Genomic DNA, 23,351 nt, shown 5'->3' with positions numbered 1-23,351 from the left:
CCGGATGAACACTTCTGTTTGGTGTGCTTCGTGTGTTTCGTGTGTTTCGTGGTAAAAACTCCCCGCTCCCGCATCTTCGCCTCTTAATAGGCCCCGCCACTCGTGGCGGCTTCGCCGCGTTCGCCGGCGGCGATGGCGGCGGTGCCGCTGGTGCCGAGGCGGGTGACGCCGAGGGCGACGAACTTTTGGGCGTCGGCGAAGGTGCGGATGCCGCCGGAGGCTTTCACCTCGACGGCGGGGCTGCAGGCGGCCCGCATCAGGCGGATGTCGTGCTCGGTGGCGCCGGTCGCGATCATGCCGCCGCGGTCGCCCTTCACCATGCCGAAGCCGGTGGAGGTTTTCACAAACGCGGCGCCGGCGGCTTCGCTTAGTTCGCACAGGCGGCGCTTGACATCGTCGCTGGGAAGCAGGCCGCACTCGAAGATGACTTTGGTGATCGCTCCGCCCGCGCGGGCGACTTCGACGACGGCGCGGATGTCGTCTTCGACATACTGCCAATCGCCAGCGAGGGCGCGGCCGATGTTGACCACCATGTCGACTTCGCGGGCGCCTTGGGCGACGGCGATTTCAGTTTCGCAGACTTTGGCGCCAGTGGTCGTACCGCCGTGGGGGAAGCCGATGACGGTGCTCGGGACGACTTTTGAACCGGCGAGCAATTCGGCCGTTAGCGCGACCATCGAGGGCTTCACGCAGACGCTAGCCGTGCCAACTTCTACGCAGAGTTTACAAGCTTCGCGAAGATCGACGTCGGTTTGCGTAGGTTGGAGGACAGCGTGATCGATGAGGGCGACGATCGACATGGGGCGGCGGCTCGCAGGAGGGGCGATAGGGGGCAAGGCCGGCCCCATCGTAGCGAAATGGCGTGCAGTTCGCCATTAGATTCGACCGCCAGAAATGGCGGGAATGCTTAACCACTAAGGCACGAGGACGCCAAGCGAGCGCGAAGCAAAGCGAAAAAAAAGGAGCAAGTCGTCATGCCATGACCTGCAATTCCTTAGTGCGTTCTTCGTGTCTCCGCGTCTTGGTGGTTATTTTCACGTTTAGGGGGCAGTTTCGCCGCCCGACATGGTGATCCAGGCGACGAAGGCGTTGGGGTCGATCTCTTCGCGGGCGAACTCGACGTGGCCGTCGGCGAAGCTGACGAGGATGCCGCCGGGATGGAAGCCGTAGGGCTGCGAGACGTTGTTGCAGTTGATGATTTGCGAGCCGTGGCAGTAGTTGTTGATGGTCATCCACGTTTCGGGGCTGGCCCAACGAAAGCGGCTGTTGATCGAACGATTCTCCTCGCCGTTGTAGAAGAGGGGCGCCGGATCTGCGGTGCGTTGGTACCAGCCAAACATGAAGGGCTTGGCGACGGACTCCATGTACAGCGACGTGTTTGATAGCCCATCGGTGATTTCGCTACAGTCGGTGCGGCGGCGATCGGTGGCGAGCGGCGGAACGGTATCGAGGAAATCGAATTGCAGGACGTTGTCCCAGCCGCGATCGAGTTCCGGCAGACCGTTCTTGCCGTCGACGAGACGCGTCGTGACCAGCGGCGCGAGGCTTCTCGGGCCGGCAGGGTCGACGCGATTGGCGGCGCAGTAGTCCGTGGCGTGACGGGCGATTTGGACGACAGGAGATGATGGGCAAATCAGTATGCCGCCTAGGTCCTGCTTCGTGGCGAGTTCGTTTTTCGAGCGAGCCGCGTCGTCCCAGTCCCAACTGAGGTCGATTTGCTGAAGCTTGTTGCCTTGGTCGAAGTGGGGCAGCAGGAAAGTGATGCCGTTGTGTGTGGCGAGTGCCGGCTTGACGCCTGTGGGCGGTTCACCGTCGCGGTCTTGAGCGGCGGGGGCGAAGTAGCCTCGCGAAGACTCGAAACTGAGCGCGGCGAGGGCGAGATTCTTGAGATTGTTTGCGCAGTCGCTTTTGCGGGAGGATTCGCGAGCCGCCTGCACCGCCGGAAGCAGCAACGCGATGAGAATGGCGATGATCGCGACGACGACCAGAAGTTCGACCAGCGTGAAGCCGTCGCCGCGAAAGCGGCGAAGATGCTTGACCATAGTGGGGATCGGGGGCGTTGAAGAATCGCTCGATTGGAGCGTAAGTCGCTTCCGATGCCCTAAAGGCCATGTCCGTGGTGCTTGATAAGCTAGCGGGGCGCTGGGCGATTGTCAAAAAAAGATCGAATTACAAAAAACGGCCGGCAGCCACACGGGCTGCCGGCCGTCTAAAGTCGGACCGGATGCAGGCCAGTAACCTGCATTTCTAAGCGATTTTTACTTGCGGCGGCCAACGACGGCCGATGCCAGGATCCCGAGGCCGGCCAACGCCATGGTGGCTGGTTCCGGAACCGGGGTCGCATTGAGCTGCAAGTTGTCGATGCGGTTGTTGCCGCTGTTGCTCGTCGCGCCGCTCACCGTGTACCGCAGAGTCAGGCTCGGCTGATTCGCGACTCCGGCAACCCCGGTCATATCGAGGGTTGCCACGGCGAACGTCGTGCTGATGCTCGCCGTGTTGCCGACGAGCGGCGTGAAGGTCACGCCATTGGTGCTGTACGACCAAGCACCAGTATTGAAGCCGGTCGAGGTCCCGCGGGTGGCAAACGAGATGATGGGATCGACATAGCCAGAGGTGCTGACTTGCAAATCAACATACGAGCCATTGCCCGGGTAGGGACCGCCAGCGGGGCCGGCTGCGACAAGGCTTAGGGACTCTTCGGCAGCATCGCCCCCGAGAGCGTTTAGAGTTGAGCCGGCAAAGTCATCGACCGTACCGAGGAAGCCCGCCAAGTTGAGCGAGCCGGAGCCTGTGTCGGCGCTAATCGTGGTCGGTACCCCGCCACTGCCAGGAAGCGAAGCAGTGGTGATCGACAGAGCGTTAAAATTCCAATAAGCAATCAGAGCAGCGTGCGCCGCCCCGCCTTGCGACGCGATCGCGCCGACAAGAGTAAAAATCACCGCAAGTTTCTTCATTAGACATCTCCTCAGGCGTTGCAACACTTGTAAAAGGGTTAAGTAGATTTCAAGGTGGGCAATCTAGTTGCAGTTGCTTTAAGGGGTTATTCGATGGGCATGCAAGAGGCCGCCCGGTCGCTGGTCATCATAATCCCGTTCGCATGCTTCTCGCGCATATTCACGATAAATTCACTAACCGGAAAAATCGTGCAGAGAGCGTCGAAGGGCAAACTTTGCGCCAAGAGCTGAGCTCGTCGCCGGAAAACTCCTTTGGGAGCTGCGGTGCTAGCTGCAACGTTAAGGCAGCAAACGGCTTGCGATGGATAGTCGGTCGACTAGCTGCTGAGCCATAGAGCCCAAGAACGATTGGGCTCGCAGCGGAATGCCCCATAAAAGGGCAATGGCGGCCGCTTGCCGCGGCACATTCAGGGGGCCCCCGAACGGGGGCCTGGAGCCGGCCATTTGTCGACTCGCCAAGCGCCCATTAGTACTGGAAGTGCTTAATCTGCTCACCCTGGTCGTCGATCTCGCTCAGCGATTCGATCCCAATCTCCAGGTGGACGTCTGACCAATCCTGGCTCACTTTTTGATCGCTCAGTTGCGTTTTCACTCCCTCGGGCGTCATTGGCAAGTCGGAAACTAGCAGTAAGGCGCCGCGGGCGATTTGGTTCTTGTGGCCGACCGCAAAGATCGTCGCCGTTTCCATGTCGATGGCGATCGGCGTGTACTCGGCTAGTTGTCGTTTGAAGTCTTCGTCATGCTCCCACACCCTGCGGTTCGTCGTGTAGACGACGCCGGTACGGTAGTCGAGATGCCGGTCAACGAGTTTCTGTGAGACGAATTTGTGGAGCTTGAAGGAGGGGAGGGCGGGGACAAGTTTCGGCAGGTAGTCGTCGGAGGTTCCCTCGCCGCGGATGGCGCCGATCGGCAGGATGAAGTGGCCGATTTCGGTCGAGCGTTTCAGGCCGCCGCATTTGCCGAGGAACAGGACGGCCTTCGGGTTGTAGGCCGTCAGCAGGTCCATCACTGTGGCGGCGTTCGGCGAACCAATGCCGAAGTTGACGATCGTCAGGCCGTCGGAGTTCGTCGCGGCCTGCATCGGGCGGTCGATGCCGTAAACCGAAGTACTGAATTTTTCCGCGAAGCGAGTGACGTAGTTGCGGAAGTTGGTGAGCAGGACGTATTCGCCGAACTGGTTGATCGGCATCCCGGTGTAGCGGGGAAGCCAGTCGTGAACGAGGTCGTGCTTCGTGATCATGAACCGCGCCTGGTGTGGGGGCTAACGGAGGTCGCTGAGATCTACCAACCTAATGGAGCGGGGCGGCTGATTCCAGCGTGAACCTCAACATGGCGCTGGAGCCGTGAGGCCCAACCTACACCAGGAAGGCAAAGGCTCTTCCCTATTTTCTTTGCGTCTTCGCGCCTTTGCGTGAGACTTACTCTTTCTTGGGAATATCTCACGCAAAGGCGCAGAGGCGCAAAGGATAAAGACAAATTCAGTAGATGAGAAATTGGTCTAGGTCGCAATCGTTGGCTCGTTGAGGCGTGACTCTCCTCGGAAGTTTCTTGGCGTCCTTAGCGGCTGAATTTCCAAGATTCCGGCACAAATTGACGAATTCCGGGCGTCATTCACGAGGGGCTTCGTGGGAATCCCCGTGGCGACGGCATGCTCGGGAACCCGCCAGCGGTCCGGTTTCGTCCAGTCGGGGTTCATTCTTGCAGAGACCTCTCCCGCAAAATTGGGCCAGTTTGCCGTCAGCATCGCCAGCGCTCATAATGCAAGTCTATGGCTGGACACGGCTTCCGGCCTGCTAGTCACCCGCCGCGACGCACCTCCTTCCTCGATAGCCCATTCGATTCATGGACGCCGGACAGATTCTGCTAAAGCATGGTTTGCTGTCCGACTCGGACCTGTCACGGGCGATCGATGCCCGCACGAACGGTTCGCGCGTTGATCAACTGGCCGTGGAGATGGGGCTGGTCGGCGAAGCGGATGCCTTACGGGCGCTGGGAATCGAGACTGGCGTTGATTTCATCGAACTTGAGTCGGCCTCGGTCGACCTTTCGCTGCTCCAGACTTTTCCGCAACGGCTGATCCATCGCCACGGCCTCTTTCCGATTGAGAAAAGCCGCGGAGCGGTGCTGGTCGCGACCTCGGATCCGCTGAATCTTCATCCGCTCGATGAGGCGGCGGCGGCGCTGGGTTGCCCAATCATTCCTGTAGCGGCGACGCGCGAGGCGATTGCCAAGCGGATCAAAACCCATCTTGGCGTCGGTAGCGAGACGATCGAAGGGTTGCTCGCCCAGCGCGAAGAGGAAGAGGTTGAACTCGTCGACGGCCTGCAAGTTGAGGATGGCGAAATCGCCGCCGAAGTGCAGGAGGCGTCGGTCGTTCATTTGGTGAACGAAATTCTGCTCGAAGCAATCGACTCGCGGGCGTCGGACGTGCACATCGAATCGCAACCTTCCGGTGTGAAGGTTCGCTATCGCATCGACGGCTTGCTGCAGCAGCAGCCGACGCCGCCGGAGATCAACCGCTTTCAGGCGGCGATCATCAGCCGGTTGAAGATCATGGCGCGGCTGAACATAGCCGAGAAGCGGCTGCCGCAAGACGGCCGCATCAAGCTGAAGGTCCACGGCCGCGAGGTCGACGTCCGCGTCTCGGTGATTCCGATGCTACATGGCGAGGGGATCGTCATGCGTATTCTCGACAAAGGGAAGATGGAATTCTCCCTCGAGAAACTCGGCATGGCGCCGCAGATGAAGGCGACGTTTGATCGGCTGATTCGCATGCCGCACGGCATCATCCTGGTGACGGGCCCGACCGGTTCCGGCAAGACGACGACGCTCTACAGCGCGCTCGTTGGCATCAAGAGCGAAGACACGAAGATCATCACGACCGAAGATCCCGTCGAATATCAACTCGAAGGGATCAACCAGATTCAGGTCCATCCGAAGATTGGGCTGACGTTCGCGATGTCGCTGCGGTCGATCTTGCGGCATGACCCCGACGTGGTGCTGGTGGGCGAAATTCGCGATCACGAAACCGCGGAGAATGCGATCCAGGCGTCGCTCACCGGTCACTTGGTGTTCAGCACGCTCCACACGAACGATGCGCCCAGCGCCTACACCCGGCTCGTCGACATGGGAATCGAGCCGTTCCTCGTCGCGAGCACGATCGAAGGGGTGATGGCCCAACGGCTCGTGCGGCGGCTCTGCCCGAAGTGCCGTGAAGAGTATGTGCCGGAGCGCGAGGAGCTGCCCGACGATTTTCCGTGGGAAGAGTACCGAGCGCTCGACCGGCCGATCTACCGTAACACTGGTTGCCGGGCGTGTCGCGGGTCGGGATTCGCCGGCCGGCAAGGCATTTTCGAACTGTGCGAAACGACCGACGGCGTGCGGCAGTTGGCGCACGACCGGGCCAGTAGTTGGGAGATTCGCAAGATCGCCCTGAAGGAAGGAATGCGAACCTTGCGCGACGATGCCTGGCACAAGGTGTTTGAGGGAATCACGACGGTGGATGAAGTGCTGCGGGTCACTAAGAGCGATATCAAGTAGCTGCGTGCGACCGGGGGGCATTGCTTGCCTCCGGTCGATTTGAAATAGATCTCCGATGCCCGATTTTGCTTACATTGCACGAACCGCCACCGGACAGCGCGTTGAAGGCGTGCTGGCCGCCGGTTCGCAGCGCGAAGCATTGGTGGCGCTCGCCGGCAAGGAGCTCTTTCCGGTCCAAGTCAAACCTTCCGGTGGTAAGGTCGTCGCTGCGGGATCGCTCAAAGTGCGGCCGCAGGCGATGTCGCAGTTCTACGTCCAAATGGCAGCCCTCTTGCGGAGCGGCGTGCCGCTGTTGCGGTCGCTTGACGTACTCGGACGACAGGCGACCAATCCGACGATGAAGAAAATCGTCGAAGATTTGCAGGCGCGCATCACCGAAGGCGATTCGCTCGCCGAGGCGATGGCGCGGCATCCGCGGGCATTCAACGAACTTTCACGCAGCATCATTCGCGCCGGCGGCGAAGGCGGCTTTCTCGAAGAGGCGCTCGAACGCGTCGCCAAGTTCACCGATCAGCAGGCCGAACTGAAGGGGCGCGTCACGGGGGCGATGGCGTATCCCATCTTTTTGATGGTGTTGGGCGTCACGATCGTCGTCGGGCTGATGATTTTTGCAGTGCCGCAGTTCGAAACATTGTTCGAACGGCTGCGCGAGCGGGGAGAACTGCCGATTCTGACCGACGGCCTGTTGCGGGTCAGTGCAAGCATCCACACCTACGGACTGTTGATGGTGCTGGCGATTGTCGGCATCGTGCTGGCGGCGCGACACCAGCTCATGACCGAGCGAGGACGCTGGTGGCTTGATCGGCAACGCCTGAGACTACCGATCGTGGGATCGATCTACAGCAATCTTGCCGTGTCGCGATTCTGCCGCGTGCTGGGAACGCTGCTGTTGGGCGGCGTGCCAATCGTGCGTTCGCTCAAGATCAGCAGTTCGTCGACGGGCAACTTGGTGCTGTCGCAAGCGATCGACGACGCCGCTGACAACATCACGGCCGGCGAATCACTGGCGGCGCCGCTCGCGGCAAGCGGGCATTTCCCGCCGAACGTCGTTGAGATGGTCGCCGTCGCCGAGCAATCGAACACGCTCGAAACTGTGCTCACGAACATTGCGGAATCTCTTGAGAAAGAAACCTGGCGGCGGCTCGATTTATTCGTGCGGCTACTGGAACCGATCATGTTGTTGTTTTTAGCGGGAGCGGTGCTCGTCATTGTGCTGGCGCTGATGTTGCCGATGCTCAAGTCGGCGACGTCGATGTAACGTGTAGTGTTGGCTCGGTGTCGATCGTAGACGCATCGTGATAGAATAGCTCGTTCCCAAACCAGCCTGCCCGCTAAGCTTAGTATCTCCGATAAAGCAGGGTTCGCCCGCTTCCGACGAGTTCAGAAAACCGAGGAAAGGATTTGAAAAAATGAACGACAAGCATTCCCGCCGACGCGGCATGGTGCGAGCGAGTGCACAGGGCTTTACCCTCGTGGAAGTTCTGTTGGTGTTGATCATTCTGGTGATCATTGGCTCGATCGTCGTGCCGAACTTGTTCGGCGTGAAGGACAAGGCCGACATCGATGCTGCGAAAGCGCAGGTCAACTCGATGAGCACGGTGATGGATATCTATCGCCTCGATATGAACAAGTATCCGGCGACGATCAAGGATTTGAACGACGCGCCGACGGACAGCGCGCTCGCCGACAAGTGGAACGGGCCGTACCTGAAGTCGGCGTTGAAGCCCGATCCGTGGAGCAATGAGTATCAGTACGCTTCGCCGGGGAAGAAGAACACATCGAGCTACGATCTGTGGTCGAACGGTCCCGATGGACAAAGCGGTACGGAAGACGATATCGGCAATTGGGAGAAGTAATGCCGATGGCCGTCTCGACGCCGACATGTGCGACGCTCGCTGTACGGGCTGGCCGGGCAGCGTCGTTGGCGTCTAGCACTAAGCCGCGGGCGCCGCGCCGCACGCAGCGCCGCGGCATGACGTTGATCGAGATCTTGCTCGTGCTGGCGCTCGTCGTGCTTATCGGCGGCATGGTGGCGCCGGTGTTCAATGGCGTCTATTCGACGGTTCGTCTGCGACGCGGCGGCGATCAAGTGATCGCCCAATGGTCGGCGGCTCGGATGCGGGCGATCGCGACGGGCGAGGTGCAGCAGTTCCGATTTACGCCCGAGACAGGAAAGCTGGTCGTCGAGCCCTGGACCGGCGTGCTGGGAACGGGGGCCGATTCGCGGCGTTCGACTGGCGCTGCCTCGACCTCTTCGTCCGCGACCGCAGCCGGCGGCACAACTTCTACCACGACGGCGGCGAGCAGCACGGCGGCGACGGGAACTGCCAAAACGACCCGCGTCACGCTGCCTGAAGAGGTAATCTTCCACGCCGGCGAACTCGCCGTGGAGGACTACCAAACGGGCGAGCGGAGCGTCGCGTCGCTGCAACAGCCGAGCGAAGATCAATCGACGCCGATTTTGTTTTTCCCCGACGGCACCACGTCGGACGCCTCCGTCCTGCTGACTAACGGCAAGCAGCAATTTGTACGTTTGACGCTGCGCGGGTTAACTGGCGTGGGGCGGGCGAGTTTGGTGCTGACGCAAGAAGAGCTGCAACGCGCGGATCGGCGGAAGTGAAATGAGAGCGAACTTTCAGCCATGTAGTTTGTGTGGTTCCCAGTTGGCGAAGCGAACCAGAAAAGTGAACTGTGGCGCGCAGCAAGCCTTCACGCTGCTGGAAGTGATTCTCGCGCTCGTCATCCTGGGCGCCGCGATGGCGATTTTCGGCGAGGTGATGCAACTCGCGAATCAGAACGCCGTCGACTCACAGGCCGAGACGCAGGCCCAGATACTGGCCAGTTCAGTAATGGATGAAATCCTCGCGGGCGTCATCGACGATTCGCCGGCGAACCGCCAGCCGTTGGAGACCGAAGGCGATGTACGGTGGATCTACTCGGTGAGTTCGGGCACGGCCACCGTCACGGGCGTGTACCCGGTGATCGTCGAGGTCGAGCAAGATCTTGAGGCTCGTTACAAGCCGGTGAAGTTTCGCCTCGTCCGTTGGTTCGCCACGACGCCGGAAGGAGACGAAGCGGAAGAAGCTTCGGCGGCGAGCTCTCAGCAATCGCAGCAGAATGCGAATCAGTCGAACGGCGGCCAGCAGGGCGGCGCAGGAACTGCCGGCGGCGCGGGAGGCGCTGGGGGAGCAGGCGGCGCGGGCGCTGCGGGAGGTTCGCCGTGATGAATCGTCGCGCGAAATCTCCCTCCCTCGCAGGGCGGGGCCAGGGGAGGGATTGCTGTGTTGTTCGTGGCTTCGGGCTGCATTACATATACGCGCGTCGTGAATCCCTCCCCCAACCCCTCCCTTCCAGGGAGGGGAGAAGTGGTTTCACGCTGGTAGAAATCGTGCTCGCGCTTGCACTGACTTCGGTCGTCACCTACTTGCTGATGACGGCGGTCGAGCTCTTCCTGGTACGGATCGAAACCAGCCGTGGCCGCGTGGAATCGTCGCAAGTTGCGCGGACGATTCTCGACCAGATGGCGGACGATATTTCCGCGCTGCGAATCGATCCGCCCGCTGCCGCAAGTTCAGGGCAGGGGGGTGGAAGCGGCGCCACCCAGCAGGGAGGCGGAGGCGCTGGCGCGGGGCAGAGTTCCACGTCGGCACAAAGTGGAAGCGGCGGCGGAGGTGCGACAGGTTCCGGCGGAGCGCAAGCCGGGACAAGCAACTCTGCCGGCTTGGGCAGCGGGAGCGCCGCCGGCGCCAATCCCCTCGCCACCGGGAGCCTACACGGCATCTTTGGCAACGCCGAAGAGCTGCGAATCGATCGTGCGGCGCCGCCGAACTGGGCGCGCGCCAGCCGAGAAGTTGACCCGACCGAGCCAGCGGCGGTGAGTGATTTTCCCCGCACCGTCCGCTATTACCTGCCGGAAGGAACGGCGCAAACGTCGCAGGAGTCCGCGAAGCTGGGCGTCACCGTCGAAGCGGAATCGACTGCCAGCACAGCCGGCCTCTACCGCGAAGTGATTCCCACGACCGCCCTGGCCGACGATGCCGATCCGCTCGCGAGTCCGGCGTCGCGCGACGGGGCGCGGGTCGAGTTGCTTGCGCCGGAAGTGGTGAAGCTCGAGTTCCACTACTTCGACGGCCAGCAACTCGTCGACGAGTGGGACGTCACCGAGGATGGCGGGCTGCCCAAGGGGGTGGAGATTCTGCTGACGATCAACGAGCCAGACTATGGGCCGCAGTCCGACGCCGAGCAGCAGCGACGGACGCAGACGGGACAGAATTATCGCGAAAAGGATCTGGTCGTCTACCGGCGATTCGTGCGGATCGCACCGGCAACCCCGCCGCAGGCTGCTGAGCTATTGTTGCCGCAGCCTCAGAACGGCGCGGCGCAGCAGGCCCCAGGGAATGCCGGCGCCGGCAACAACGGCGGCGGCGCCGGCGGCAATAACGCGACCGGCGGAAGCGGGCAGGGCGGCCAAGGCGGGCAGGCGGGAGGAACCAATGGGACCTAACGCCCTGCACGCGACGCACGCTCGTTCTCGTCACCGCCAGTCGCGCGGCAGCGTGTTGCTGCTCGTGCTGATCGTCGTGGCGATGCTCACCCTCGGCACGGCGACGTACCTAGAACTGATGCAGAACGAGCGGATGGCCGTCCGCCATCATGGTCGCGGCGTGCAGGCGGAACGGCTCGCCGAGTCGGGCGTCGAGTACGCCCGGACGCTCGTCGGGATGACCCCTGCGGAACTCTTGCAGTCGGGCGGCCTGGCGAACAATCCGACTGCGACGCAAGCGATCATCGTCGATGACGAGGGAGATGATTTCGACCGCGGCCGGTTCTCACTCATCTCGCCGGCGCAGGTTGACGGCTACTATTCGGGCTACAAGTTCGGCCTGGAAGACGAGTCGGCGAAGCTGAACGTGAACGCTTTGCTCGCACCGGGCGCTGAAGACGAAGCTGCCAACCGCTTGCTGGCCCTTCCCGGGATGACCGCTGAAATCGCCGACGCGATTCTCGATTGGCTCGACGCTGACGAGACGCCTCGGACCAACGGGGCCGAGGCAGACGTTTACGCCCAACTCACGCCGTCGTACGTGCCGCGCAACGGGCCCATTGGTGATCTCGATGAACTGCTGCAAGTCCGCGGCGTCACTCCCGAACTGTTGTACGGCGTCGATCAGAACCGCAATTTCGTCATTGACGCGAACGAGACGCCGCGCGGGCAGATGTTAGAGATCGACAACGCCGACGGGTATCTCAATCGCGGCTGGTCGGCCTATCTCACGACTGGGAGCGTTGAGGCGATGCAACCGGCGTCGGCTGCTGCCAGCAGCGCGGCGACGACGACCACTGCCACGGCGACGCCGCTGCAGTTCAATGGCAATGACCTGCAGCAACTTTACGACAGCCTCAGCCCGGTGATCGGCGACGACAAGGCGAAGTTTTTCGTCGCCTATCGGCAGTATGGGCCGTTTCAGGATCAGCAGACGAATGGCGCGGGCGCCGCTGGCCAAGCGGGTGGAGCGGGCGCTGCAGGGGGCAGCACGTCGGGCGCTGCGAGTGGAGGCGGCGGGGGAGGGCAGCAGGGAGTTCAACAGATTCAGGACATCCAAAGCCTGCAAGACACCGGGGGATTGAGCGGCAACCAAGGCGGCAACGCTAACGGCGGCGGTAATAACGGCGGGAATCCTACAGGAGGCGGCAACCAGAATCAGCAGCCAGTGGAGATTGAGCCTTCGGCGATCACACTCAACTTCCAGCAGCAGGGGCAGACGCAAGTGAACTCGCCGCTCGATCTCATCGGCGTCCGCGTCCAGATTCCGGGGCAAAACAACGGCCCGCCACAGAACGTCACGTCGCCGTGGGCCGAGGATGCCGCCTCCTACCGCGAGCTACTCAAACTGTACGACGCTGCGCCGCCGACCACGGCGCAGCGCGTGGCGGGACGAGTGAACGTGAACCAAGCGTCGCGATTCGTCTTGCAGTCGATTCCCTCGCTCCCCGACGCGGCGGTTGGCAAGATCATTAGTCGTCGCGAGGCGGAGCCTGATCCAGCGGTGAGCGATCAGCGGCACGCCCTCTGGCTGCTGATCGACGGCGTTGTCACGCTCGACGAGATGCGGCAGATCGAACGGTACGTCACTACCGGGGGCGACGCCTTCAGCGGCCAAGCTGTCGGCTTCTTCGACTCCGGCCCGGCGGCGGCCCGCCGGGAATTTATTGTCGACCGTTCGGGGACGACGCCTCACCTCCGGCTGCAGCGCGATTTGACGCCGCTCGGCCGGGGCTTCAGCACGCAGGCGATGGGCGTCGAGTCGAGCGAGACGCCTCAGTAGTCGAAGTCCGTGGGGGGATGGACAGGATCACAGGATCGTCGCGGATCGACTGGATGAAGAACAAGGGCTGAGGGCGTTCAGGAGTAGAGTTTCACTCGGTTATCTACAGAGTATCCCGTGGATCCTCAGAAATCCGGCAATCCTGTTCCAGTCTTCGCCGCAAACAGGCGTGGGGCCCGCGCAGCCGGCTGGGCCCTTGATTACAATAAACTGAGCTAATTTCCCGCCAAATCCCTTCCCGCCGTTCGCTGCCCGCCATGTCGAGAACCCTCGCTCTCAAACTATTGCCGGCCGCCGCCATCGCCGCCGTCGTGCGCAGTGGCGAGCGATTGGAAATCGAGCGGGCGGTGCGAATTCCGTTGCCGACGGGGGGCGATGGAACGGCGCGCGGCAAAGCGATTCACGAAGCGCTCGCCGCGTGGAAGCCGGGGCGCATCGCCACCGTGCTCGCGGCGCCACGGAGCGATCTGACGATTCAGAATCTCGATCTGCCGCCGATGCCGGCGGACGATCTGCCCGAACTCGTCCACTTGCAAGCTGAGCGCGACATCCAACTCTCCGAGGATGGCGAAGGCTTCGATTTTTTGCCGTTGTCGGGCGATGAAGAGCATCCGTACCGAGTGCTCGGCGCCGGCGTGTCGGCGACGCAGTGGAAGACGCTGAAGGCGACCTGCGATGCGAGTGAGTTGAAGATCGCGCGCATCGTTCCCGAGCCGCTCGGCTGGGTCGAACTCGGGCGTGCCGCACTTACCGATCGCAACGCCGAGTCGCTGGGAGTTTTCTCCGCGATCATTGAACGCCAAGCGGTGGTGTGGGCGGGGCGCGGCGATGCGTTGCAATTGATTCGCACCGTATGGCTGCCCGCTGACGACAACGCCGCCGCCGACGCCGCGGCGCTTGGGAACGAACTGCGGCGGACCCTGTTGTCGCTCGCCCAGTCGCACGATGCGGGGCCGCCGCCGCGTTGCTATTACATTGGCGACAATGCCGACGAAATTGCCGGCGAACTTGGCGCGACGATTTCGAAACCTGTCCAGGCCATCTCGCTCGCGAAGCTGGTGCGCATTGATGCGTCGTTCGACTTGCCAAGCTCCGGCTTGTCGCTCGTGGAACTCGCTCCGATGGCGGCGCTTGCCGCCGCTGCGGGGGCGGGGAGGGGGGCGCCGATCGATTTGCTCCACCCGCGCCGACGCCCGCCGGCGCCGAGCAAGGCGCGGACCTACGTGCTGGCGACCGCGGCTGCGGTGGCAGGCGTTGCGATGATCGGCTGGCAAGCCTACCAAAACGTGCAGGAACCGCTCGCCCTCGCCGCCACGGCCGATGCCGAACGCAGGGCGCTCGAGCCGGTGCTTGAGTCGTATAAGGCCGACGAGACGAAAGCGACGGCAATCGGCAACTGGTTGGGGCAATCGACCAACTTGCTGACGGAACTCGATCATCTCAGCGGGCGGTTGCGGCCTGAGCCGCTCGCAAGCGAGAAGTTTGCAGCGGATCAGGATTTGGTGCTCACGAGGCTGAATGTCATCAACCGGCAAGTCTCGTTCACCGCAGCGGCGAAGAGCAATGACGCGATCCAGCCAGCCGAACGACGGCTTCGCGAGGGGAACTACCGCGTCGATCGCGGCGTCGTTGAACCGAAGGCGGAGGGGATGCCGGGGTTCAATGTGACGGTGATCGAAACGATCGAACGCGTCGCGCCGGCGGCGATAGCGACGACTGCAGCTGAACCGGCTGCGGCGACGCCGTCCGCTGAGAACAGAGCCGCTCCGGCGGCAACCGAACCCGCGAAGCCCGTTGAGGCTGAGAAGGCCGAGCCCGCGAAGGCAGCGTCTACTGAGAAGACGGAGGCTGAGCAGCCAGATTCTGAGCCGACTAAGCCGCCGGCCGAATCAGAAAAACCTGCCGCGGCGGATGAACCCGCGAAGTCGCCGGAACCTGCGAAGGCTTCCACCCCGGTCGAGTCGGCTGCGCCAGCCGCGGGAGCGACGTCATGACAAGTCGCGAGAAGACATTGATCGGCGCGGTCGCGGCGGCCGGCTTGCTGTGGTTTGGCTCGCAGGGGCTCACTCGCTATCGCGAGAAGGTGACCCAGAGCAAAAATCAGCACACCGCCGCAGAGCAGGCGCTGAGCGACGCCAACGTCGCCCAGTTGCGGGGAGCACGGGCACGCAAACGGCTCAACGAATGGCGAGCCCAATCATTGCCGACGAATCAGGAAATCGCCGAGTCTCTCTACCAAGACTGGCTCCGCGCTCAGCTGGCCGGCGCTGGGATGAACGTCGTGCAACTCACCGACAAGTCGGGCAGCGCGAAGAACCCGCAGTTTGGCGAAGTGACGGTTGCCGGCAAGGCCGAGGGCTCGCTCGCCCAACTCACCGACTTTCTGCATCGCTTCTACGCGGGGCCGCACCTGCATCGGCTGACGAATTCCACGATCGCCGCCAGCGATGGCGGCCAGAAGCTGACGTTCGATTTCACCGCCGCGGCGTTGATCCTTCCCGACGCCAAACGGAAAGACACCCTGGCGGAAGGCGATCCGCGGCCGATTGAAGGCGTGAAGTCGCTCGACGACGTTCGCCAGCGGCTCGTCGACCGCAACTTGTTCGTCGCCCACGCGCCGAAAGGGAATGAAGCAGCGGTCGACAACAACGCGGCAGACGCTGAAATCACCGCAACTGTGGGCGGCAGCTACGGCGACCAGGGCTGGCAACTCTGGGTGCGCCACAAGACGTCAGGGCAGGTGAGTCGCTTCTTGAGAGGCGACTCGATTCAGTTCGGCTCGTTCAAGGGCAAGGTCGTCGAGATCGACAACCGCCGGGTTGTCGTCGAGACCGACAAGGGGCGGATGGAGTTCCGCACGGGGCAGAATTTTAGCCAGGGCACGCTGCTCGCCCCGCCGGCCGCCTAACGAAGACTTGACGGGATCACAGGATTTCGCAGATCTACAGGATTGATTACTGCCGGCCTGGCTCTAGTTGTTGCGACTGTGATCTCCATTCTCTTTCTTCCCCTCATCCAGTCGATCCGCGAAATCCTGTGATCCTGTCCAACTTTCGATGGACATCGCCGACCGTTGCGTCGGCGCCAGCAGTGCTGGCTTCTTAAATGGCGAGTTCCAAGACGGTTTAACTGGCGTTCTGGGTAAACCTTGCCGATTAATTCGATTGTAAGGCCCCATGGCGCCCCTGCGCCGGTGCTTTGCTAGCGACTTTGCCCTCTTGAGGCGGATAGCCCCATGTCGTTCCTTGCCGCAATCAGTCACCGAGCCACGCTCTTCGCAACCGGCGCTGCAGCCGTTGTGGGAGTGCTCGCCTTGGCTGTGCCGACCCCGCCTGTCGCCGTATCGCATGCTCAGGAAGCATCTAGCGGCTCAGCCTCGGGCATTGTGGCGCCGCTTGTCGAGGCCCCGACGCTCGACTTCACTGTTCCGACGCTCTCCAGCGCAGCAGCGCCTGCTGCCGCGCCGGCTCCTGCCGCTTCGGCTCCGGCGCCGATTGTTGTGAAACCCGCGCCCGCGCCAACCGTCCCCGTGGCAGTCGCACCAGCTCCGGTGACTCAAACGTCCGTCGTGATGCAGGTCCCGCTGCCGGTCGCTTCGCCGAATCCGCCGCAGCCAGTCGCTCCGGCTGTTACGTTGCCGTCGGCGGCCCCGGCGCCGCCACAGGGCTTGCCGGCCGAAGAGGCCAGCCTGCAACTCCGCCAACTCAATCCCGACCAACTCCACGCGCGGCTGGAACTGGCGTTCGATCGCGCCCTGCCGCGGCTCCCCGACGATGGGACGTCGTGGCTGCGGTTCCCGGTTGATGCCGGCGACAGCCAGCCGGTGTTGATTGCCGGCAATCGCCAGACGGGCGAAGTTCGCATCGTCGGCCGGCCCGAGCAATTGCGTGCTTGGCGTGAGATTGTGGGCGCGCTCGACTCGCCGCCAATCGGCGATCGCGTCACGCAGCTGGTATCCACCGACAAGGCAGCGGCGCCTCATATCAAACAGACTGTAGGCGCGATCGCGGCGCATGCTCAACCTGTCGCGGGACAGGTGACCGCTTCGGGCCAAGCGGCTGGATCGCTCCCCGCCGGCGCTGCGGAACTGGCGATGGCCGACGGCGAAGGGCTGCTCGGCCCTGTGCAAATCGAGGTCGTCGAAGGAACGGACTTCTTCATCATCCGCGGCAATCCGCGCGACGTCGAGCGAGTGATGAAGGTGATCGAAGAAATCGAAGAGATGAGCCGCGTGAGCGAGCCGCAGGTGGTGGTTCGTCCGCTGCAACACGTCGACTCGCAGTCGATGGCCCTCATCACGTCGCGGATTTTCTCGCCAGCGGCGGAAGGGAGTTTTAGCCTCTACCCGTACTACGGTCCGGTGTTGGCGGTGCCGCTCGGCAAGCCGAACGCGCTGCTGCTCGTCGGTTCGCCGACGGCCGTGGGCAAAGCTGGCGAGTTACTGGCGAAGCTCGATGTCGGCGGCGGCGAGTCGCTCACGCAGTTTGAAACGTTCCGTTTGAAGAATGCTCAGGCCGAGCAGGCGCAACTGGTCGTCTCGCAGCTGTTCGTGCAGAACGAAGCCGAGGCCGAAGGCACCGCGCCGCCGCTGGCCGCGAAGGCGCTGGTGATTGCCGAGACGCGGACCAACTCGCTGATCGTGCGGGCCAGCCCGCGCGACATGGAAGAAATTCGCAAGATGGTGAGCGAGATCGACTCACCTGGCGGCGAAGCGGTGAACGAGATTCGCGTCTTCCGGTTGAAGAATTCGATGGCGGCGGAACTTGCCCCCGTGCTGCAACGGGCCGTGCGCGGGGCAGGGCAGGGCGACGACGCTGGCCGCGACGATGCGAAGGTCGCTCAGCTCCTGAAGATGGTGACGATTGACGCCGAGGGGCAGAAGATTCTCGCCTCGGGCGTTCTCGCCGGCGTCACTGTTAACGCCGACCAACGGGCCAACACATTGATCGTGTCCGCGCCGCCCGAAAGTATGTCGCTGATGGCGGTGCTGATCGAGCAGCTCGACGTGCAGCCTGATGCGGTGGCCGAGCTGAAAGTGTTCACGATTGAGAACGGCGATGCGGTCAGCCTCGCCGAAATGCTGCAAAGCTTGTTCGGCACGCCGGACCAAGGGGGAGGGCAGGGAGGCCAAGGGGGAGGCGGCGGAGCTCAGAGCACCGCCGGCTCGCGAGTCTTCCAGCTACGCTTCTCCGTCGACGAGCGCACGAACAGCATTATCGCCGCCGGTAGCAGCGACGAACTGCTCGTCGTCGAAGCCGTGCTGTTGCGGCTCGACGCCAGCGACAGTCGGCAACGGATCAATCGCGTCTACAAACTGAAGAACGCCGATGCCGAGCAGGTCGCCTTGGCCCTTCAAGAATGGTTGCAGCAGAAGCGCGACGTCGAAGCGACGGCCCCCGGCGCTACGAGCCCATTTCAGCAAATTGAACGCGAAGTGGTGATCGTCGCGGAAATCAACAGCAACAGCCTTATCGTCTCGGCGACGCCGTCGTACTACGACGAGATCGCAGACATCATCAAGCAAGTCGACGAAGAGGCGCCGATCGTGATGATCCAGGTTCTCATCGGCGAAGTGACCCTCGGCGACATCGACGAGTTCGGCGTCGAGTTCGGTCTGCAGGACTCGGTGCTATTCGACCGTAGTTTGCTCGAGAACATTCAGACGACCACGAACACGACGACGACGGTCAGCCCAGGCGGGCAGCAGAACACTTTCCAGCAGCAGATCATCCAGTCGGCGTCGATGACGCCAGGTTTTAACTTCGGCGACGCCAACCAGCCGCTCGGCAATTCAGGCAGCGATCGCTCGCTCACCACCGCCGGCAACGTTGCCGCACAAGGTTTGTCGAGTTTCGGCGTCGGCCGCGTCAGCCAGGCGGCCGGCTTCGGCGGCATGGTGCTTTCGGCTTCCAGCAACAGCATCAGCATGTTGTTACGGGCGTTGCAACAGTCGCAACGGCTCGAAGTCCTCAGCCGGCCGCAGATCATGGCGCTCGACAATCAAACAGGCCGTGCATTCGTCGGTCAGGTCGTTCCGTACATCACGCAGAGCAGCCTCGAAGCGAACGGCGCCCGGACAAATACCGTGACCTTCCAAGACGTTGGCCTGGAACTGCTCGTCCGGCCGCGCATTAGCCCAGACAACCTGGTGGTGATGGAAGTGTTCGCCGCCAAGAGCGAACTCGGCTCGGTGCAGGACGGCGTGCCAATCTCGATTGCTCCGAACGGCTCGGCGATTAATGCTCCGATCATCAACACGATTTCCGCTGAAACGACGATTAGTGCTGTGAGCGGACAAACGGTGGTCCTTAGCGGTCTCATTGTAAAGCGAGATCGCGAGCTCCATCGCCGCGTGCCGCTGCTAGCCGACATTCCGCTGCTCGGCGACTTGTTCCGTTTCGACTCGAAGCAAGTGCAGAAGGCGGAACTCCTCATCGTGCTCACGCCGCACGTGATCCGCAGCCGTCAGCAGTCGGAAATGTTGAAGCAAGTCGAATCGGCGCGGATGAGCTGGTGCCTGTCCGACGTCGTCGCGATCAACGGCCCCGCCGGGCTGCGGAGTGCGAACGACACGCTCGGCGCCGCTGAAGCGGAAGCTGTGTTCCCCACCGAGGTTCCAAACTCGGAGGGACGGTTTGACCCGGCGGAGACGATCGTCACGCCCGGAGCGCTGCCGGCGCCCGGCAACCAGCCTCCTGTCCTAGCTCCCACGCTAGCGCCATAGCAGGCCGCGGAACTGCGATCCCCATTTACTGTTTTCACTTTCCCACCATGCTCGCCATGCCAAGCTCGCTAGACCAACGTTCGCGATCGACCGCGGTGACGACGTCGCTCATGGCGGCGCTGCTGCTGTCGATCTTCGCAGGCTGCGCCAGCAAATCGAACAAGTGGAAGTTCGCCAATTGGAACGTCAAGCAGGCAGTCGGGCTGGAGCCGAAAGAACCAGAGCCGCAGCAACCTGAACGCATGGTGGCGACCTGGACCGACACGACGCTGAGCACAGTCGGCCAAACTCCGAAGCGCGGCTTCGGCGGCAAGCTGATGTTCTTCAAGAAGGGGTCTGAGGATCCGGTGCGCGTCGAAGGAAATCTCGTCGTGTACGCCTTCGACGAGACTGATCGTCCCGACCATGAGACGCATCCGAATCGGAAGTACATCTTTCCGATGGATGAGTTCGTGCGGCACGAGAGCGAGTCGTCGTTGGGGCCGGCTTACAGCTTCTGGCTTCCTTGGGACGAAATCGGGGGCCAACAGCGGAATATTAGTTTGATCGCCAAGTTTGAGCCCAAAGAAGGCCCTGTAGTGATCGGCGAGCAGACGCGGCATCTGCTCCCGGGCCTCACCATCGATCCTAACGCGAACAAACCGTTGCTCACCAAGACGGTGCTGACCGACAACGGCGAGCAGGTGCGGCTGGCTTCATACTCGGGACAGAATGCTGCGCCGCCCGCGACAGCAAGCCAGGAAAGTTCGATCGTCGTTCCAGCTCAGCAGCGCCAAATGTCGACGGCGACAATTCCGCTGCCGAAACGATTGGGTGAAGGTGCGAGCGAGCCTGCTCAACAGACGACGGCCTTTAGCGCCCCTGGGCCAGCGCGGCCTTTGTCGCAACTCTCGACGCAACGGTCGGGACCGCCGCAGTCTGCCACTGCGAATTCTCAAGTCGTCCAGGCATCGGCCCAGCTTCCTGTCGACTCGACGCCCGTGACTACGGCTACTCAGCGGCGGGAACTAAACGAGGCGGCGAAGGCGGCGAAGCGGCCGCAGGCTGGATCTGTACGAGATTCTCTACTTGAGACACTCCCGGTTCGAGCGAGGCCAAGCGGGCAATAAGTTCGCGATCGCGCTCGGTGGCAACGCTGCCGCGAATGACCGCGGTGCGGCCGACCATTTCGATCTGCGGCGAGTTGACGCCGACGGTGGCCATCTCCTTCGCCAAGCGACGCTGGAGAGGAACGTTCGCCTGCAGCGGAATCATGGCGGGGCTGTCGAACGCTGGCTTGAGCTGAACGCGAATCGCTGGCGGGGCGGCGTTCTGTTCGCGCCACCGACGACGCGAGTCGCGCATCTCGTTGAGGTTCTCAATCATCGTGTCGAGCGTGCCGCCTGGGCCGCGGCCGCCTGATTGGCTCTGGAAGCCTGCCCGCACATCTTGAGCATCACGGCCGACGAACCCGCCCTCTTGGAACCGCTCGCTGCCTGACTGCGATAGTCCAGCTGACATGGGACCGCCCCCGAGGGCGCTTTGGCCTGTGGCCCCATTGCCTGCACCGCCGCCGGCGCCGTTGCCGCGGCCTCCTTGTTGCTGAGCGAAGGCGCCGCCGGTACTTGAGCCGTAACTGCTAGAGATGCCGTCGCGGGCTCCGGAGATGCCGCCGGAGTAGTTGCTGCGGAGGCTGCCGCTGCGACTTTGGCTCAACCCACTGCGGGCGCCGGTTTGTGCGGCCGCTTGTTCGACGTTCGTTGCGAATGCCAGGGCGCCGGCGGCTGCGGCGATGGCGGCGAGTTGTCGGAAACGGGGCATCGATGGACCTCCCGACTCGTGAGCGGATCAGCCCAAGTATACCACTTATTCCGGTTCTGGCCAAAATCAGCAGGTAGCCGCGGCTCAATGAGCCGCCGGAGCGAAACTGTAACGATTGCGAGATCGTTCCGTTGCATAGCGGCCGTCTCAAGCCGCTCCGGCAGGTCGTTGACCTGCGACTATTGGGGCGGTTGTCGCCGGCGCCGGATGGAGGTAGAAAATTGGGCTCGCCGACACTTGTCCGTTTCGCAGCAGGATCAACAGCCATGGAATTCCAAGTCACCGGTCCGTCGGGCATGCGTGCCAAGTTTGTTTCCCGCGGCGCCACGCTGGCGGAGCTGTGGGTTCCTGACCGCGACGGCGCGATGGCCGACGTGGTGCTGGGATTCGACAACGAAGCAGGCTACGCCAGCAGCGACAACCAGCATTTCGGCTGCACAACCGGCCGTTTCGCTAACCGCATCGCCCTCGGTAAATTTTCGCTCGACGGCAAAGACTACCAACTCGCGATCAACAACGGCGTGAACCACCTGCATGGCGGTTCGCAGCGTGATCTCTCTCGCGTCGAGTGGCAAGGCGAGCCCTTCGCGGGAGCCGAAGGAAATGGCGTGATCTTTCGCTATGTCAGCCCCGACGGCGAGGAAGGCTACCCCGGCAAGCTCGACATCCAGGTGACCTACACGCTTACCCCAGGCAACGCACTCAAGATCGATTACGTGGCGACGACCGATCAGGCGACGCCCGTCAATCTGACAAATCACAGCTACTTCAACCTTTCGGGCCACGGCACGCCGTCGGTGCTCGATCACGAGGTTTGGATTGGCGCCGAGCGCTATACGCCGAAGGATGCCGGGGCGATTCCGACCGGCGAGATCGCGCCCGTCGAGGGGACGCCGCTCGACTTCCGCACGCGGCGACGGATCGGCGATCGCATCGGCGATTTCACCGGCCACGAAGCCGACGGCTACGATCACAACTGGGTGCTGAACGGCCCGATCGGCGTCATGAAGATGGTCGCCACGGCGTACGACCCCGCGTCGGGCCGCACGATGCACGTCCACACCGATCAGCCGGGCATGCAGATGTACACGGCCAACTTCGTGTGGGGGCAAACGTGCAAAGCGGGTCAAGTCTACCGCAAGCACTCAGCCGTCTGCTTCGAAACGCAGCACTTCCCCGACTCGCCAAACAAGCCGCAATTTCCGTCGTGCATCGTGCGACCGGGCGAGGAATACCGGTATTCATGCGCGTACGAGTTTGGCGTTGAAGCTTAGCGACTACTCAAACCGGATCTCAAGAATCTTGAACCGGTTCGTCCCTGCCGGGACTTCAATCTCTGCCTTCTCGCCGACCTTGAGGCCAAGCAGACCCTGAGCCAGCGGGCTGGTGACGAGGATCTTGCCGACGTCGTAATCTTCTTCGCCGGCGCCGACGAGAGTGAACTCCTCCGTGTCGCCGAACTCGAGATCCTTCACCTTCACGGTGCAACCAAAGACAACTTGGTCCTTCGGCATGGTGGACATGTCAACGATCTCGCCGCTGGCGAGCTTCGCTTTCAGCATATTGATCTTCGCCTGCAGCATCCCCTGGCTCTCGCGGGCGCCATGGTACTCGGCGTTTTCTTTGAGGTCGCCGTCGGCGCGCGCAATCGCGATCCGCTTCTCAATCTCGGGCATCTGGACGTTTTCCAGCTCGTTCAACTCGGCTTTGAGTTTTTCGTAGCCGGCCCGGGTCATCGGAGTGCGATCGCTCATTTCTTCCTCACTCAAATAAAACGGGTCTTCCTTACGGAAGACCCTCGCGTGAATCCCCAGATTGTTTCTTGAATGGGGGCCGGTGTAAAGGGTTGAGGCCGTTTGGCATTCTTCGGCCCGAAGTGGGCCGGGCCTTGAGGCGGGCCGGCGGCGCCGTCCCTAGCCGTTATTAATGGGCGCCACTGCTGGCTCGTCCAACAGTGGACGCTTGGCTTCCGCTTCGCACTGCTGGGCGAGCCAGCAGTGGCACACA

The 23,351-nt window shown here is 62.5% G+C and carries 18 protein-coding genes; 12 read left to right on the top strand and 6 right to left on the bottom strand.

What is annotated here, in order from left to right:
• Window positions 1-83: 83 nt before the first annotated feature.
• From deoC to ACQY7R_RS06335, 4 genes are all read right to left on the bottom strand, one after another.
• Window positions 84-800, bottom strand: coding sequence for a deoxyribose-phosphate aldolase (deoC, locus tag ACQY7R_RS06350; protein ID WP_428304748.1), 717 nt, complete (start codon window positions 798-800; stop codon window positions 84-86).
• 240 nt (window positions 801-1,040) lie between these two features.
• The gene (locus tag ACQY7R_RS06345) at window positions 1,041-2,042 is read right to left on the bottom strand and encodes a DUF1559 domain-containing protein (protein ID WP_428304747.1); all 1,002 of its coding nucleotides are present in this window, start codon (window positions 2,040-2,042) and stop codon (window positions 1,041-1,043) included.
• A gap of 216 nt (window positions 2,043-2,258) precedes the next feature.
• Window positions 2,259-2,954, bottom strand: coding sequence for a PEP-CTERM sorting domain-containing protein (locus ACQY7R_RS06340; protein WP_428304746.1), 696 nt, complete (start codon window positions 2,952-2,954; stop codon window positions 2,259-2,261).
• Window positions 2,955-3,420: 466 nt separating this feature from the next.
• A complete protein-coding gene (locus ACQY7R_RS06335; protein WP_428304745.1) occupies window positions 3,421-4,194 on the bottom strand; it encodes an AMP nucleosidase in 774 nt (257 codons plus the stop codon).
• Window positions 4,195-4,796: 602 nt separating this feature from the next.
• Between ACQY7R_RS06335 and ACQY7R_RS06330 the strand changes: the two genes are divergently transcribed.
• From ACQY7R_RS06330 to ACQY7R_RS06280, 11 genes are all read left to right on the top strand, one after another.
• A complete protein-coding gene (locus ACQY7R_RS06330) occupies window positions 4,797-6,494 on the top strand; it encodes a GspE/PulE family protein (RefSeq protein ID WP_428304744.1) in 1,698 nt (565 codons plus the stop codon).
• A gap of 55 nt (window positions 6,495-6,549) precedes the next feature.
• Window positions 6,550-7,752, top strand: a complete 1,203-nt coding sequence (locus tag ACQY7R_RS06325) for a type II secretion system F family protein (protein ID WP_428304743.1) — start codon at window positions 6,550-6,552, stop codon at window positions 7,750-7,752.
• 151 nt (window positions 7,753-7,903) lie between these two features.
• A complete protein-coding gene (gspG, locus tag ACQY7R_RS06320; RefSeq protein ID WP_428304742.1) occupies window positions 7,904-8,350 on the top strand; it encodes a type II secretion system major pseudopilin GspG in 447 nt (148 codons plus the stop codon).
• On the top strand, window positions 8,350-9,114 hold the full coding sequence (locus ACQY7R_RS06315; protein ID WP_428304741.1) for a pilus assembly FimT family protein: 765 nt from the start codon (window positions 8,350-8,352) through the stop codon (window positions 9,112-9,114). The genes gspG and ACQY7R_RS06315 overlap by 1 nt, the downstream gene beginning before the upstream one ends.
• 64 nt (window positions 9,115-9,178) lie before the next feature.
• Window positions 9,179-9,718: a type IV pilus modification PilV family protein gene (locus tag ACQY7R_RS06310; protein ID WP_428304740.1), complete on the top strand. Its 540-nt coding sequence runs from the start codon at window positions 9,179-9,181 to the stop codon at window positions 9,716-9,718.
• A 164-nt stretch (window positions 9,719-9,882) separates the two neighbouring features.
• Window positions 9,883-10,998: a hypothetical protein gene (locus tag ACQY7R_RS06305; RefSeq protein ID WP_428304739.1), complete on the top strand. Its 1,116-nt coding sequence runs from the start codon at window positions 9,883-9,885 to the stop codon at window positions 10,996-10,998.
• Window positions 10,988-12,820 carry a hypothetical protein gene (locus tag ACQY7R_RS06300; protein WP_428304738.1) on the top strand — a complete coding sequence of 611 codons (1,833 nt, stop codon included), beginning with the start codon at window positions 10,988-10,990 and terminating at the stop codon, window positions 12,818-12,820. The genes ACQY7R_RS06305 and ACQY7R_RS06300 overlap by 11 nt, the downstream gene beginning before the upstream one ends.
• A 257-nt stretch (window positions 12,821-13,077) precedes the next feature.
• Complete coding sequence (locus tag ACQY7R_RS06295; protein ID WP_428304737.1) at window positions 13,078-14,814, top strand: hypothetical protein; 1,737 nt, start codon at window positions 13,078-13,080, stop codon at window positions 14,812-14,814.
• Complete coding sequence (locus ACQY7R_RS06290) at window positions 14,811-15,728, top strand: hypothetical protein (RefSeq protein ID WP_428304736.1); 918 nt, start codon at window positions 14,811-14,813, stop codon at window positions 15,726-15,728. Before ACQY7R_RS06295 ends, ACQY7R_RS06290 begins: the two co-directional genes overlap by 4 nt.
• 327 nt (window positions 15,729-16,055) lie before the next feature.
• A complete protein-coding gene (locus ACQY7R_RS06285; RefSeq protein WP_428304735.1) occupies window positions 16,056-19,544 on the top strand; it encodes a secretin N-terminal domain-containing protein in 3,489 nt (1,162 codons plus the stop codon).
• 56 nt (window positions 19,545-19,600) lie between these two features.
• Window positions 19,601-20,653 (top strand): hypothetical protein, encoded by a 1,053-nt coding sequence (locus ACQY7R_RS06280; protein WP_428304734.1) that lies wholly within the window; start codon window positions 19,601-19,603, stop codon window positions 20,651-20,653.
• Here ACQY7R_RS06280 and ACQY7R_RS06275 read toward each other — a convergent pair.
• The gene (locus ACQY7R_RS06275; RefSeq protein WP_428304733.1) at window positions 20,535-21,344 is read right to left on the bottom strand and encodes a BON domain-containing protein; all 810 of its coding nucleotides are present in this window, start codon (window positions 21,342-21,344) and stop codon (window positions 20,535-20,537) included. The genes ACQY7R_RS06280 and ACQY7R_RS06275 overlap by 119 nt on opposite strands.
• A gap of 266 nt (window positions 21,345-21,610) precedes the next feature.
• Here ACQY7R_RS06275 and ACQY7R_RS06270 point away from each other — a divergent pair, with 266 nt between their 5' ends.
• A complete protein-coding gene (locus ACQY7R_RS06270; RefSeq protein ID WP_428304732.1) occupies window positions 21,611-22,618 on the top strand; it encodes an aldose epimerase family protein in 1,008 nt (335 codons plus the stop codon).
• Between the two features lie 3 nt (window positions 22,619-22,621).
• Here the strand turns inward: ACQY7R_RS06270 and greA are convergent, their stop codons facing one another.
• Window positions 22,622-23,098 carry a transcription elongation factor GreA gene (greA, locus tag ACQY7R_RS06265; protein WP_428304731.1) on the bottom strand — a complete coding sequence of 159 codons (477 nt, stop codon included), beginning with the start codon at window positions 23,096-23,098 and terminating at the stop codon, window positions 22,622-22,624.
• Window positions 23,099-23,351: the final 253 nt, after the last annotated feature.

Source organism: Lacipirellula sp. (genome assembly GCF_965279485.1).
Taxonomy (GTDB): domain Bacteria; phylum Planctomycetota; class Planctomycetia; order Pirellulales; family Lacipirellulaceae; genus Lacipirellula.
This window is presented reverse-complemented; position numbering and strand designations above follow the sequence as displayed.

Coding starts and splice junctions, on each gene's coding strand:
- ACQY7R_RS06285 (WP_428304735.1), top strand. CDS start 16,056: ATGTCGTTCCTTGCCGCAATCAGTCACCGAGCCACGCTCTTCGCAACC.
- ACQY7R_RS06315 (WP_428304741.1), top strand. CDS start 8,350: ATGCCGATGGCCGTCTCGACGCCGACATGTGCGACGCTCGCTGTACGG.
- greA (WP_428304731.1), bottom strand. CDS start 23,098: ATGAGCGATCGCACTCCGATGACCCGGGCCGGCTACGAAAAACTCAAA.
- ACQY7R_RS06335 (WP_428304745.1), bottom strand. CDS start 4,194: ATGATCACGAAGCACGACCTCGTTCACGACTGGCTTCCCCGCTACACC.
- deoC (WP_428304748.1), bottom strand. CDS start 800: ATGTCGATCGTCGCCCTCATCGATCACGCTGTCCTCCAACCTACGCAA.
- ACQY7R_RS06300 (WP_428304738.1), top strand. CDS start 10,988: ATGGGACCTAACGCCCTGCACGCGACGCACGCTCGTTCTCGTCACCGC.
- ACQY7R_RS06330 (WP_428304744.1), top strand. CDS start 4,797: ATGGACGCCGGACAGATTCTGCTAAAGCATGGTTTGCTGTCCGACTCG.
- ACQY7R_RS06270 (WP_428304732.1), top strand. CDS start 21,611: ATGGAATTCCAAGTCACCGGTCCGTCGGGCATGCGTGCCAAGTTTGTT.
- gspG (WP_428304742.1), top strand. CDS start 7,904: ATGAACGACAAGCATTCCCGCCGACGCGGCATGGTGCGAGCGAGTGCA.
- ACQY7R_RS06325 (WP_428304743.1), top strand. CDS start 6,550: ATGCCCGATTTTGCTTACATTGCACGAACCGCCACCGGACAGCGCGTT.
- ACQY7R_RS06295 (WP_428304737.1), top strand. CDS start 13,078: ATGTCGAGAACCCTCGCTCTCAAACTATTGCCGGCCGCCGCCATCGCC.
- ACQY7R_RS06280 (WP_428304734.1), top strand. CDS start 19,601: ATGCCAAGCTCGCTAGACCAACGTTCGCGATCGACCGCGGTGACGACG.
- ACQY7R_RS06345 (WP_428304747.1), bottom strand. CDS start 2,042: ATGGTCAAGCATCTTCGCCGCTTTCGCGGCGACGGCTTCACGCTGGTC.
- ACQY7R_RS06290 (WP_428304736.1), top strand. CDS start 14,811: ATGACAAGTCGCGAGAAGACATTGATCGGCGCGGTCGCGGCGGCCGGC.
- ACQY7R_RS06275 (WP_428304733.1), bottom strand. CDS start 21,344: ATGCCCCGTTTCCGACAACTCGCCGCCATCGCCGCAGCCGCCGGCGCC.
- ACQY7R_RS06340 (WP_428304746.1), bottom strand. CDS start 2,954: ATGAAGAAACTTGCGGTGATTTTTACTCTTGTCGGCGCGATCGCGTCG.